Genomic DNA, 12,363 nt, shown 5'->3' with positions numbered 1-12,363 from the left:
GCCTCCTTCCAGCGCCTCACGGGTCGGTGTGTTCGAAATTACTCGATGTGGTCGAAATTACGGTGTCGCGGACCTCGCGGTCAAGCCGGGCCGCGCCGGTCGGGAACAGTTTGGAGGATTCTCCGACAAACCGATGTCCAAGCGTCGAATCTCTCGGGTCATCGAACAAAAGAATATGTCCGCGGTGTTTCTCGCGGTGAACGCGATATTGCTCGACGAGGGGCCACGTCCAGCGCGGCCCCGCCGATATCAGTAGTCGATCCGGTCGGACTTCGCCAGCCACGCGTCGAAGGGGGCGTTGCGGTTGGGCAGATCCAATCGCACGATCCGCGTCGGCCACATCGATTCGGGCTTCTTCTCGAACAGGTCGTAGAACTTGCGGTCGTCGAATCCGGCGACGGCGGCGTCATTGCGGTCGGCGGCGTAGACGATCCGATCGACGCGCGCCCACAGCGCCGAGGACAGGCACATCGGGCACGGCTCGCACGAGGTGATGAGCACGCAGCCCTCCAGCGAGAAGGTGCCCAACTGCTGGCAGGCGGCGCGCATGGCGCTCACCTCGCCGTGCGCCGTCGGGTCCAGGGTCGAGGTGACCCGGTTGTGGCCGATCGCGACGATCTCACCGTCCTTGGCGATCAGCGCGCCGAACGGCCCGCCGCCCTTGGACACGCTGTCGGTGGCCAGTTTGATCGCCTCGTCCATCCAGGCGCGTTCGAGCTCGTGGATGCTCGCTTCTCCGGTGTGCGCGGTCACGGTCACTCCTCTTCGTACGGTGGGAACTCCCCGGATGCTCTGCCCTTGCGGGACACCCACGGCACTCATCCCTTGCTGTGTTGCAACGTGTGTGAGGAGTACACAGCCAATCGCGTGCTGTCAGCTAGGGGTGGAAGCCATGAAGACCCCTCCGGGCTGAGACCAGCACTTCGTAGACTTCTACAAGCGGTTTCCGCCGGAAGTCCAGTCGATGACACCGAGAACGACGCGCGGCCCCGGGCTACCCGGCAGCGATCAGTTCGGCGCAGCGTTCACCGACGAGCATCACGGTGAGGTTGGGATTCACCGTGGTGTGGGCGGGGAACACCGAGGCGTCGGCGACCCGGAGGCCGTCGATTCCCTTGACCCGCAGCTGCGGATCGAGGGGGCTCATCGGATCGTCGGGAGCACCCATGCGGACCGTCCCCACGGGGTGGTAGACGGTGTTGTGGGTGCGTCGGATGTAGTCGGCCAGCTCGGCGTCGGACCGGGTATCGGGCCCGGGATAGAGTTCGCGCGCCACCCAGTCGGACAGTGGTGCGGTCGAAGCGATTTCGCGAGCCTTGCGCAGACCCGCGATCATGACGCGCAGATCGTGGCCCTCGGGGTCGGTGAAGTAGCGCGGGTCGACCCGAGGCTTGTCGCGGAAGTCCCTGGAGCGCAGGCGAACAGTGCCCCGGGAGCGGGCCTGGGTGACATTGGGCGTGAGGCAGAAGGTGTTCTCGCAGGTCGGATAGCCCTGACGCACGGTGTGCATATCGAAGGGGACGCTGCCGTAGTGCATCATCAGGTCCGGCCGGTCGAGTCCGTCGACGGTGGGGGTGAAGATTCCGGCCTCCCACCACTGCGTGGATTCGCGCACCATCGGCCGGGTCGTCTCGAATCCGATGACGCCCTCGGGGTGATCCTGGAGGTGTGCGCCGACGCCGGGCGAGTCGACGAGCACGTCGATCCCGTTCTCGCGCAGGTGATCCGCGGGGCCGATACCCGAGAGCATGAGCAGCTTCGGCGAATCGATGGCACCGGCGGCGACGATGACCTCGCGCTCGGCCGTGATCCGGGTGGTGCGGCCGAAGGCATTGTCGGTGATGTCGACACCGATGGCCCGGCCGCCCTCGACGGCGATCCGCTTCGCCCACGCCCCGGTGTGGACGGTCAGATTGGGTCGGTCCAGATTCGGGTGCAGGTAGCTGACCGACGAGGACGCCCGGGTGCCGTCGGGACGGCGGTTGATCTGAAAGAAGTTGGCGCCATTGACGACCGTGCGCCCCGAATTGAATACGGCGCGTGGGATTCCCACCGCCTCGCAAGCGTCGAGCAGGGCCACGCCGCACGGATCGTTGGGCGGCACGGTCATGATGGTCACGGGTCCGCTGCGGCCGTGGTGCTCGCCCGCGGCGTCGTTCGTCTCGATCGCCGCGTACAGGCGATACACCGAATCCGCGCCCCAGCCGTCGCATCCGTGGTCGCGCTCCCAGGCGTCGAGATCCTCGCGGGGCGCCCAGAAGGCGATACAGCTGTTGTGCGACGAGCAACCGCCGAGCACCTTCGCGCGGGCATGGCGCATGAACGAATTGCCGTTCTCCTGCGGCTCGATGGGGTAATCCCAGTCGTAGCCCGATTCGAGCAGTTCCATCCATCGGTCCAGCCGCAGGATGGCGTCGTCACCGAGATCGGACGGTCCCGCCTCGAGCAGGCACACCGTCACCGACGGGTTCTCCGAGAGCCGGGCGGCGACGACCGCGCCGCCCGAGCCGCCGCCGACGACCACGTAGTCGTAGCGCTGTGCGTCCGGTCGATTCACTCCTGCTCCCGTCGGTCGGCGAACCAGCCGGTGACTCCCGGCCGGAGGTTCTCGTAGACGTGTTTGGCCTCGCGGTACTCGTGCAGACCCGAGGGCCCGAGTTCGCGACCCACACCGGAGTGCCCGAAGCCACCCCATTCGGCCTGCGGCAGATAGGGTCCGAAATCGTTCACCCACACGGTGCCGTGCCGCAGCCGGGCGGCGATGCGGCGCGCTCGGGCCGCGTCTGCCGACCACACCGCCCCGGCCAGCCCGTATTCGGTGTCGTTGCCGATCGCGACGGCCTCGTCCTCGGTCTCGAAGGTTTCGACGGTGACGGTCGGCCCGAAGGCCTCGTCGTGGACGCACGCCATCTCGCGGGTCGCGCCGTCGATCACCGTGGGCAGGTAGAACCACCCGTCGTCGAGTGAGCCGGAGCCCTGGTCACCGGTGGCGAACGCGCCGCCGGTACGGATGACCGCCCCCTCGGCCCGGGCCTGTTCCACGTAGGCGTGCACCTTGTTTCGGTGCGCCTCGGAGATGAGCGGACCGGTCTCGGTGCCCTCGGCGAAGGGCAGTCCGAGGCGAATCCGCTCGGCCCGCCGCACCAGTTCGTCGACGAAGCGGTCGTGCGCCGACGCCTCGACGATGAGCCGCGCCCCGGCCGAGCAGACCTGACCGGAGTGCAGGAAGGCCGCGTTGAGCGCGTTGTCGACGGCCGCGGCCAACCGCTCCGGGGTGTCGCAGGCATCGGCGAAGACGACGTTCGGATTCTTGCCGCCGAGTTCGAGCGCCACCTTCTTGACGGTCGCGGCCGCCTCGCGGGCAATGACCTTGCCGGTGGCCAGGCCGCCGGTGAACGAGACCAGGTCGACATCGGGATGCGCGGACAGCGGCGCACCGGCGGTCGCGCCCGCGCCGAGCACCAGATTGGCGACGCCGGGCGGCACGCCGAGATCGTGCAGCACCGACAGCATGAGAATCGACGTATGCGGTGTCAGCTCCGACGGTTTGAGCACGAAGGTGTTGCCAGCGGCAAGGGCGGGAGCGATCTTCCACGCCGCCTGCAACAGCGGATAGTTCCAGGGCGTGATGAGGCCGCACACCCCGACGGGCTCGTAGACGATGCGGGAGTCGACATCCGGTGACCCCGCGTCCACCACGCGCCCGGCGTCCTCGGCGGCCAGCTTGCCGAAGTAGCGGAAGCAGTGCGCGATATCGGACATGTCGATATCCGATTCGTAGGGCCGTTTGCCGGTGTCGAGGGTCTCGGCGCGCACGAATTCGTCGCGCCGGGCGTCGATCGTGTCGGCGACGCGCAGCAGCAGGTCGCCGCGCTCCGCGGCGGAGGTCCGCCGCCACGGCCCGCTGTCGAAGGCGGTGCGGGCGGCGGCAATGGCGGCCTCGGTGTCGGCCGCACCCGCCTCGGCCACCACCCCGACCACGGAATTGTCCGCCGGACAACGGATTTCACGAGTCTCGCCGGAGGCGGCCGCACGCCAGCGGCCGTCGATGTACAGGGTGTCGCTCATGCGGTCGGTGTCCCTTCGGTATCGCTGTCGGTGACGTCGGGCTCCGGCTTCTGGTGATCGCTCGCCGAGCGCCGCAGGTGCAGGTAGCCGAGGTGGCGTTCGTACTGGTCCAGAATGTCGCCGATTATTTGCTCTCGGGTGTAGCCGTTGAGTGAGTAGCCCTGCGAACCTTCCGCGAGGTACACCTCGCAGCGGAAGTAGCGGTCGTCGGAGCGCTGCGCGAGCACCGCGTAGGTCGGCGTCGGCGCCGATACCGGCCAGACGCTGTAGGCGAATCGCGGCTCGTTGGCCTGGTCGACGAGCAGCTGCGGGGCGGACATCCCCTCACTGCGACCCGACTCGTCGACGGTCGCGGTCACGCCCGCGCGCTCGAATTCGGCGGCCACCTCGCGCATCGCCGGAATGACGGAGGTCGTGATGAATTTGCGCGTCGCCGTAGCCCCGGGGTAGCTGATGGTGGCGAGCAGCCTGCGCCGCCAACTGCCGTGCTCGGTCGGGCCGCGCCCCACCGCAAGGGCTTTCGGCAGCGCGGTGCGGTAGCTGTCGAGTTTGAAGGATTCGTTGCGCACCGCCCGCAGCAGGGAGATGCCGATGAGGGCGAGCACGAAGGAGAACGGCAGCCCCATGATGATGGTGGCGTTCTGCAGGGTCGCGATGGACCCGCCCGCACCGGCGAAGAGCATCGACAGGGTGAGCAGGCCGATGGCGAGCGACCAGAAGATGCGGGTGCCGCGCGCGCAATCGGCCATCGGGTCGGAGAGTCGCGAGGTGAAATTGCCCATGACGAGCGACCCCGAATCGGCACTGGTGACATAGAACAGCAGCCCGGTGATGGTCGCGATGCCGAGCAGCAGCGGCGCACCGGGATACTTCTCGAGCAGCGAGTAGAACCCGACCTCGGCGCGCGCGGCCGTCGTCGCCGCGAAATCGGCGTCGGTGCGGGCGAGTTCGAGCGCGCTGTTGCCGAAGATCGAGATCCACAACAGGATGAAGCTGAACGGCACCACCAGCACCCCGAAGACGAACTGCCGCAAGGTCCGGCCCCGCGAGATGCGGGCGAGGAACAGTCCGACGAACGGCGCCCACGCCACCCACCACGCCCAGAAGAACAGCGTCCACATGTCGAGCCACGCGGTCGGCTGGTTGGCGGTTTCCGGATTGCGGTCCCAGGCGAAGGTGTCCAGGGTCCGGTCGAGGTAGGTGGAGGCGAAATCGCCGATGTTCTGGGTCAATCCGTCGAGCAGGAAGGCCGAACGGCCCGCCACCAGGATGTAGACCAGCAGCACGATCGCGAGGATGACATTGAGCTCCGACAGCCGCCGGATGCCCTTGTCGACACCGGAGGTCGCCGAGATGGTCGCGACGATCACCGACAAGACGATGAGCCCGATCTGCGCGGTCTTGCCCTCGGCCACGCCGAACATCTCGTGCAGGCCGTAATTGAGCTGCACGATGCCGATGCCCAGTGAGGTGGCGATGCCGAAGATGGTGCCGAGCACCGCGGCGACGTCGATGGCGTCGCCCCACCGGCCGTGCACGCGTTTGCCGAAGATGGGGTACAGCGCCGCCCGGATGGTGAGCGGCAGGCTGTGCCGGAAGGCGAAGTAGCCCAGCGCGCCACCCATCAACGCGTACATCGCCCACCCGGTGATGCCGTAGTGGAAGATCGTCCAGGTGATCGCCTCCCGGGCCGTCTCGTTGGTCGCGGCCGGGCCGACGGGCGGGTGCAGGTAGTTGTAGACCGGCTCGGCGACGGAGAAGAACATCAGATCGATGCCGATGCCCGCCGCGAAAAGCATTGCCGTCCAGGTGAACAGGCTGTACTCCGGGCGCGATTCCTCGGGTCCCAGCCGGTAGCGGCCGTACCTGCTGGCGCCGATGAACACGACCACGCCGACGATGCCCGTCGCGAGGATGAAGTACCACCAGCCGAACCATGTGGAAATGAAGGTCTTGACCTCGCCGACGACGGTTTCGGCGCTCTCGGGCGAGGCGAGTGCCCAGACCGCGAAGGCGAGCACGATTCCGGCGGCGATGCCGAAGACCGGCTTGTTGATGGAGCCGAGTCCGGCCGTGGGGTGCAAGCTGACACCACTCATCCAAAGAACCTAAGCGCTAGCGGACGAAGTTCGGGGCACCTCGCGACTCGTGTCAGGAGGTGCCCCAGCGAATTGTCAGCTTATCGGCGGGGTGTCACGCACTGCCCAGCCCCGGCTTGTGCAGTCGCGGGTGTGTTTCGCTGGTCCGCGGAGCGGTCTGCACCGGTCCGGGCGCATCGGCGACGGCGGTGTGATCACCGCCCGGAAGTGCGGTTCTGGCATCCACCTCCCGGCGTGCGAAGGCGATATCGCGGGCGCTGCGCACCGACAGCCGACCCAGGGAGGTCGCGGCGAAGAACAGGATCAGCGCGCCGAGACCGTAGAAGAAGGTCAGTTGCAGGATCGCGCGTTTCAGGTCGCCGGTCGCCACGGGGTCGCCGACCGCGCCGATACTCAGCGTGTCCGCCAGGAACGGCCCGATGATGAACCAGAGCCCGGCCGCCGCGGCCAGCCAGCCGCCGAAGCTGGCGACGAGGCGATTGCGGCTCATCACCATGAGCAGGCCGCCGATGATCGCGGCGACACCGGGCAGTACCTCGAGCCAGCCACGGGCCGACGTCCACACCCACGCGTCGTCCGGGGTGAAGGCGAAATCGAAGTACGGCCCCACAAACGGAATCAGTGCCCCCCAGATCCCCAACAAGAACACCGCGAGTCCACCGAGCGCTCCCCGGCTGCGCGGGATCCTGAGCGCCGGACCGCGGTCCGTCGATACGTTGTCGGTGTTCATCGGAAGCCTCCATTCGTCGAAGCAGCTTCGTCCACCGACGACGTACCCGAACTGGGCGAAAATACGCATAAGCAGCACAAACAGGCCGCTGTACGGCGCGGGGAGATCAGCTGTCGGGCTGGCTCAGGTCGGCTTCGAGTTCCGCGGCGACGGCCAGGTCGTCGGCGACGGCCGCGCGGTCGGCGTCGGAGAGGTCCAGGGCCGCGACCTCGGCGAGCAGGGCGGCGGCGCGGTCGCGGTCGCCGGTGCGGATGCGAAGTTCGGCGAGATAGACCAGGGCGGGCAGGCGCTCGGAGGCGGGCGCGTCCGCGTGCCGGGTGAGCCCGTTCTCCAGAACGAGGATTCCGGCGTTCACGTCGCCGTGCGAATCCGCTTGGCGCGACGCCGCTTTCACGGCTCGGGTCAGTCGGCTCTCCTTGGCTTTCGGGTCGTCACCCGGATCACCCTTGTGAGTGATGCGGATCCAGTTGCCGCCGGGATCGACGACGGTGAATCCGGTCTGCATCCCTTGCTTCTTACGCGGGCGGGTCATGCGCGGGATGCCGGAGACCGGCACCTTGCCGAAATCGGCGCGCAATCCGGCGGCGAACGACTCGTACAGCGCGCGGGTGTCGGGCACCGCCAGGATCACGCTGCCCAGCGATTCGGCGGGATCGAAGCCGGGGATGCCACCGAAGTGCAGCTCGATCCCGCCGCGTCGCAGGGCCGCGTACGGGTTGGGTCGATCCTGACGGTAGGTCTGCTCGAATCCGAGGGCGGAGTAGAAGGGCAGAATGTCATCCAATTCGCGGCAAGGAAGAATGGGGATCACGGTTTCAGCCTGCATAGCAACCCATTCTATGCCCGCCGCGAAATCCCCAAAACCCTTGTGCGACTGACGATTCAGTGCACCGACACGCTCATCGACGCGATATCGTCGGGCCGCACCGGACAGCGGGGCAGAGCCAGTCCGGTGGCATCCCGCAATGCGTTCAGAATAGCCGGGGTCGAGGAGAGGGTGGGTGGTTCGCCGACGCCGTTGAGGCCGTAGGGCGAATCCGGATGCGGGAACTCGAACAGCGAGATCGGCATGGGCGGCACATCGAGAATCGTCGGAATGAGGTAGTCGGTGAAGGACGGATTGCGCACCCGTCCGCGCTCGTCCACCTGGATCTCCTCCATCAGCGCCAAGCCCAGGCCCTGGGCGCTGCCGCCCTCGATCTGACCTTCCACCGCGAGGGGATTCATCGCCTTGCCGACGTCCTGGGCGACCGCGAGTTCCACCACGCGCACGAGTCCGAGCTCGACATCGACATCGACCACGGCGCGGTGCGCGCAGAACGCGAAGGCGATGTGCGCGTTGCCCTGGCCGCGTTCCGGATCGATCGCCTCGGTGCGCCGGTGGTGGTACTCGTAGACGTGTTCCACGGTGTCCGCGCCGACCACCTCGGCGAGCGACGACACCACCGCACCGGTGGCGCTGTCGACAATCGCGTTGTCGCGCAAGGCCAATGCGGCGGCGTCGCGACCGGTCACCCGCGCGGCCCGGTGCAGCACATCGTTGGCGATGCGACGGCATGCGCCCTGCACCGCGCCGCTCGACATCCACGTCATGCGCGAGGCCGAGGCGGACCCGGCGTCACCGACCTGGGTGTCGGCGGGCAAGACGACGACCCGGGTGACACCGAGTTCGGTGGTGGCGATCTGCGATTGCACGGTCGTGATGCCCTGCCCGCATTCCGCGGCCGCGGTGTGAATCGACACCACCGGCTCACCGGCGGTGATGGAGAGCGTCACCCGCGCGGTGGAGATGTCGTCGACACCGCCGGAGTAGCCGATCGCCTTGACGCCCACCGCGTATCCGACGCCACGGCGGATACCTTCCCCGCGGGTGGTGTTGCCGACGCCGCCGGGCAGGGTGCGCGGATCCCCGGTGTGCTCGGTCGTCGGCAGCGGCCGCGCGCGCAGCGCCTCGAGGAGTTCCCGCACGGGGGCGGGACCGTCCACGGGCTGTCCGGTGGGCAGCACAGTCCCGGTGGTCATGGCGTTCTTCATGCGCAGTTCGAGGGGGTCCATCCCGAGTTCGCGCGCGAGTTTGTCCATATTGGATTCGCAGCCGTAGGCCGATTGCACCGCGCCGAATCCGCGCATGGCACCGCAGGGCGGGTTGTTGCTGTACACGGCGTAGCCGTCGATCTCGGCGTGCTGGACCTCGTAGGCTCCGGCCACGAAATAGGCGGCATTGGCGATCACCACGGGTGAGGTGGAGGTGTAGGCGCCGCCGTCCAAGATCAGCCGAGCCTTGACGTAGACGAGTCGGCCGTCGCGGGTGGCCCCGTGCTCGAAGCGCATTTTCGCGGGATGGCGATGTACGTGCCCGAAGAAGGATTCGTAGCGGTTGTACATCATCTTCACGGGCCTGCCGAGGCGCAGCGCCAGCATGCAGGCGTGCACGTGCACCGAGAGATCCTCGCGGCCGCCGAACGCGCCGCCCACCCCGGCCATGGTCAGCCGCACCTTGTCCGGCGGCAGCGCCAGGCACGGCGCGAGCTGCTCGAGATCCTTGTGCAGCCACTGCGAGGAGACATACAGCTCCACTCCCCCATCGGGCGCGGGAACTGCCAAGCCCGATTCGGGGCCGAGGAACGCCGGATCCTGCATGCCCACCTCGTAGTCGCCCACGACCACGACTTCGGCTCGCGCGCGGGCCTGTTCCATATCGCCGTGCCGAATCTTGACGTGCCGCACCAGATTCGAGCCTTCGTGCAGGCACCGGGTGTCGGGGTCGAGGGCGCGTTCGGAATCGGTGACCGGATCCAGCGGCTCGTAGTCGATCAGCACCAAATCGGCCGCACGCCGGGCTGTTTCGGGATCGTCGGCCGCCACCAGCGCGACCGGTTCCCCCTGGTATCTGACTTCGTCGATGGCGAGGACGGGCTGGTCGGCGATCTTCATGCCGAAGGTCTTCGCGCCGGGCACGTCCTCGTGGGTCAGGACCGCGTGAACTCCGGTGAGGGCCAGGGCATTACTCGTGTCGATCGACCGAATACGCGCTGCCGCATGGGGACTGCGCACCGTGGTCGCCCACACCATGCCGTCGAGCCACAGATCCGAGGAGTAGGCGAATTCGCCGGTGACCTTGAGGGTGCCGTCCGGGCGCAGCGCGCTGCTGCCGACCCCTTTGCCCTCTCGCGTCTGCGCGCCGCGCACCAGGGTTGTCATCGCGACCTCCGGATCGGTCGACTGTCGAGTGATCCGACTCGGCACGTAGCGGGCGCTCTACTCATGAGCTGACTCCTTGGGACTGCGGCGTTTTCGCGACGCCGACGACACATCGAGGTCGCCAGTCCATTCCCACCCGGTCGCCGCCACCCCCTGCGGCTGTCGGTCATCCCCGACCGGAACCGAGCCCGAGTCTACACAGGGCGACCGCGTCTGTACGAAGATTGCATGTAATATTGCGGCGTTGACGCTGAAGGAGGCGCGCCGCCATGCCAGAGTCGCCCCGAGTGAAGAGCATCTCTTCCGGCGAACTTCTCACCGACCGCACCTACGAAGCGCTCAAGACCGCGATTCTGAGCAATCATCTGCCCCCGGGCACCGCGCTCAGCGTGCCGGAGCTCGCCCGCCAGCTCGAGGTCAGTCGCACCCCGGTGCGCGAGGCGGTGCAGCGGCTCATCTACGAGGGCTTGGCCAATCACGTCTCGCACCGCGGCGCGGAGGTGAGCAAGGTCGATATCGACGACCTGCGGGAACTGTATGTGGTGCGCGAAATGCTGGAGGGCCTCGCCGCGCGGTTGGCCACCGAACGCCTGGACGCGGCGGGCCTGACCACGCTGCGCGAGATTCTCGCCGAGCACGAGCGCGTCCTCGGCGAGGACACCGACCATGCCGCGCACGTCGAGCTCGATATTCGATTCCATCGCACGATCCGAGAAATCGCCGCGAATCCCCATCTCACGGCGACCTTGGAGCCCATAGCCGGGCGGTCGCATCTCGCGCTGCATTCGCTGTGGCGCAGTGGCGACGCGCCGCGATTCGCCCTCGATGAACATGTCCAGATCGTCGAGGCGATGGCCGCGGGCGACCCGGCCTACGCCGAAACCGTTGCCCAGCGCCATATCTCACGGCTGCGGGTGCGGCTGTCGCAGGCGAGCACCCGGGCGGATATGACCGGCGACGGCCCGCGCCGCCGGGATTTCTCGCTGTTGGTCGGCAGCGAGGCGCCGAAGAAAGACCAGCGGCGCGCGAAATATCGCGCGCCGCTGGAATTTCCGAGCTGAGGACTACCGCGCCGAATCGAGCGCGGCCTCCTCGGCCCACGCCGAGGGTGTGTACCCGCTGTAGTGGTCGGCGTGCGAATTCGTCGCCGACGCCTGCGGAATATCACCGCGCAGGTAGGCCCGGGCTTCGGCCTCGTCCTTCGGCGGCGGCGTCGGGGCCAGGCCGAGCAGTTTCGCCATATTGTTGCCCAGGTAGCCCTCGAGATCGTCCTCGGACAGGTCCAGGCCCTGCGGCGGCTTGTGGCACAGCACTTCCAGCTCCCGCGCCCACATGCCCGGCTCGTTCGGCGGGGAATCGGTGCCGAACACCATCTTGCTCTTCTTCATCTCCTTGGCGAACTCCACGATGCGCGACTGCAACAGCCAGCCGGATTCGCCGATGACATTGTTCGAGTCCTGGATCATCCAGAACGCCTCGAAACAGTAGACGCCGCCGGTCTGAATGCCGAAGTGCCCCAGAATGAAATTGACATTGGGGAATTCCCGAATGATCGGATAGAACTGCGTGGGAATGGAGTACGGGCCGTCACCGGTGTGGATCAGCACGGTCACACCCAACTCGTCGCAGACGCGCAGCGCGGGACGCAGCCAGTCCAGCGCCCGGTCCGGGCGGTAGGAGTGCATATTGGCGTGCAGCTTCATCATCTTGTAGCCGTATTCCTGCACGTGGAACGCCAATTCGGCGGCCCCGTTCTCCGGGCCGAAACGCGGGTTGTAGATGAAGTTCCCGACGAAGCGGTCCGGGTACTTCTGCACCAGTGAGGTCACATAGGCCTGGTAGTCGCGAATTCCCTCGCGGCCGCTGCGATTTCCCTCGCGCCAGGCGGTATTGCCCGGCGGCGGCATGATGCAGCTGACGTCGACCCGGCGCGGTTTCCCATTGATCCAGAAGGGACCGTCCATCATTTCCAGAGTGCGTTCACCGGTGAACGGCTCACCGGTGTGCCGCCATGCCTCGTCGACGAGATTGGTTGGGTGGACATGAGTATCGATGATCATGTGATTTTCCTTGATCAGGTCGGGATCAGATCCCCGGCCGCGAATCACCGCACCTACGGGCCGCGGTAGTCCTCCCGCGGCGGGCCGGTCCGACTGCCCGGCGCCATGGGACCGAGTTCAACACAGCTCGATCCGGGTGTCAACGGATTGCATGTAATTTCCAGTCCCCTGGCATACCGATACCCACAGGTCAGGCATGGCGTCG

General features: G+C 67.2%; 9 protein-coding genes. 1 reads left to right on the top strand and 8 read right to left on the bottom strand.

Annotated elements, in window-relative coordinates:
- Positions 1-249: 249 nt before the first annotated feature.
- The 7 genes from ACIBH2_RS21205 to pucD form a co-directional block, all read right to left on the bottom strand.
- Complete coding sequence (locus ACIBH2_RS21205; protein WP_397119850.1) at positions 250-753, bottom strand: nucleoside deaminase; 504 nt, start codon at positions 751-753, stop codon at positions 250-252.
- Positions 754-994: 241 nt separating this feature from the next.
- Positions 995-2,557 (bottom strand): GMC family oxidoreductase, encoded by a 1,563-nt coding sequence (locus tag ACIBH2_RS21200; RefSeq protein ID WP_397119848.1) that lies wholly within the window; start codon positions 2,555-2,557, stop codon positions 995-997.
- On the bottom strand, positions 2,554-4,068 hold the full coding sequence (locus tag ACIBH2_RS21195) for an aldehyde dehydrogenase family protein (protein WP_397119846.1): 1,515 nt from the start codon (positions 4,066-4,068) through the stop codon (positions 2,554-2,556). The genes ACIBH2_RS21200 and ACIBH2_RS21195 overlap by 4 nt, the downstream gene beginning before the upstream one ends.
- Entirely contained in the window at positions 4,065-6,167 is a 2,103-nt protein-coding gene (gene betT / locus ACIBH2_RS21190; RefSeq protein WP_397119845.1) for a choline BCCT transporter BetT, read from the bottom strand. The genes ACIBH2_RS21195 and betT overlap by 4 nt, the downstream gene beginning before the upstream one ends.
- A 94-nt stretch (positions 6,168-6,261) precedes the next feature.
- Positions 6,262-6,897: a hypothetical protein gene (locus ACIBH2_RS21185; RefSeq protein WP_397119843.1), complete on the bottom strand. Its 636-nt coding sequence runs from the start codon at positions 6,895-6,897 to the stop codon at positions 6,262-6,264.
- A 106-nt stretch (positions 6,898-7,003) separates the two neighbouring features.
- Positions 7,004-7,723, bottom strand: coding sequence for a bleomycin resistance protein (locus ACIBH2_RS21180; RefSeq protein WP_397119841.1), 720 nt, complete (start codon positions 7,721-7,723; stop codon positions 7,004-7,006).
- A gap of 56 nt (positions 7,724-7,779) precedes the next feature.
- A complete protein-coding gene (pucD, locus tag ACIBH2_RS21175; protein WP_397119839.1) occupies positions 7,780-10,098 on the bottom strand; it encodes a xanthine dehydrogenase subunit D in 2,319 nt (772 codons plus the stop codon).
- 287 nt (positions 10,099-10,385) lie between these two features.
- On the opposite strand from pucD, the gene ACIBH2_RS21170 reads away from it, so the two are divergent.
- The gene (locus ACIBH2_RS21170; protein ID WP_397119837.1) at positions 10,386-11,159 is read left to right on the top strand and encodes a GntR family transcriptional regulator; all 774 of its coding nucleotides are present in this window, start codon (positions 10,386-10,388) and stop codon (positions 11,157-11,159) included.
- 3 nt (positions 11,160-11,162) lie between these two features.
- Here the strand turns inward: ACIBH2_RS21170 and ACIBH2_RS21165 are convergent, their stop codons facing one another.
- Positions 11,163-12,158 (bottom strand): amidohydrolase family protein, encoded by a 996-nt coding sequence (locus ACIBH2_RS21165; protein ID WP_397119835.1) that lies wholly within the window; start codon positions 12,156-12,158, stop codon positions 11,163-11,165.
- Positions 12,159-12,363 lie beyond the last annotated feature (205 nt).

The organism is Nocardia sp. NPDC050406 (genome assembly GCF_044459025.1).
Taxonomy (GTDB): domain Bacteria; phylum Actinomycetota; class Actinomycetes; order Mycobacteriales; family Mycobacteriaceae; genus Nocardia.
This window is presented reverse-complemented; position numbering and strand designations above follow the sequence as displayed.

Bases quoted from the DNA above. Each gene is read 5' to 3' on its own strand.
- ACIBH2_RS21195 (WP_397119846.1), bottom strand. From the start codon at position 4,068: ATGAGCGACACCCTGTACATCGACGGCCGCTGGCGTGCGGCCGCCTCC.
- betT (WP_397119845.1), bottom strand. From the start codon at position 6,167: ATGAGTGGTGTCAGCTTGCACCCCACGGCCGGACTCGGCTCCATCAAC.
- ACIBH2_RS21185 (WP_397119843.1), bottom strand. From the start codon at position 6,897: ATGAACACCGACAACGTATCGACGGACCGCGGTCCGGCGCTCAGGATC.
- ACIBH2_RS21180 (WP_397119841.1), bottom strand. From the start codon at position 7,723: ATGCAGGCTGAAACCGTGATCCCCATTCTTCCTTGCCGCGAATTGGAT.
- pucD (WP_397119839.1), bottom strand. From the start codon at position 10,098: ATGACAACCCTGGTGCGCGGCGCGCAGACGCGAGAGGGCAAAGGGGTC.
- ACIBH2_RS21165 (WP_397119835.1), bottom strand. From the start codon at position 12,158: ATGATCATCGATACTCATGTCCACCCAACCAATCTCGTCGACGAGGCA.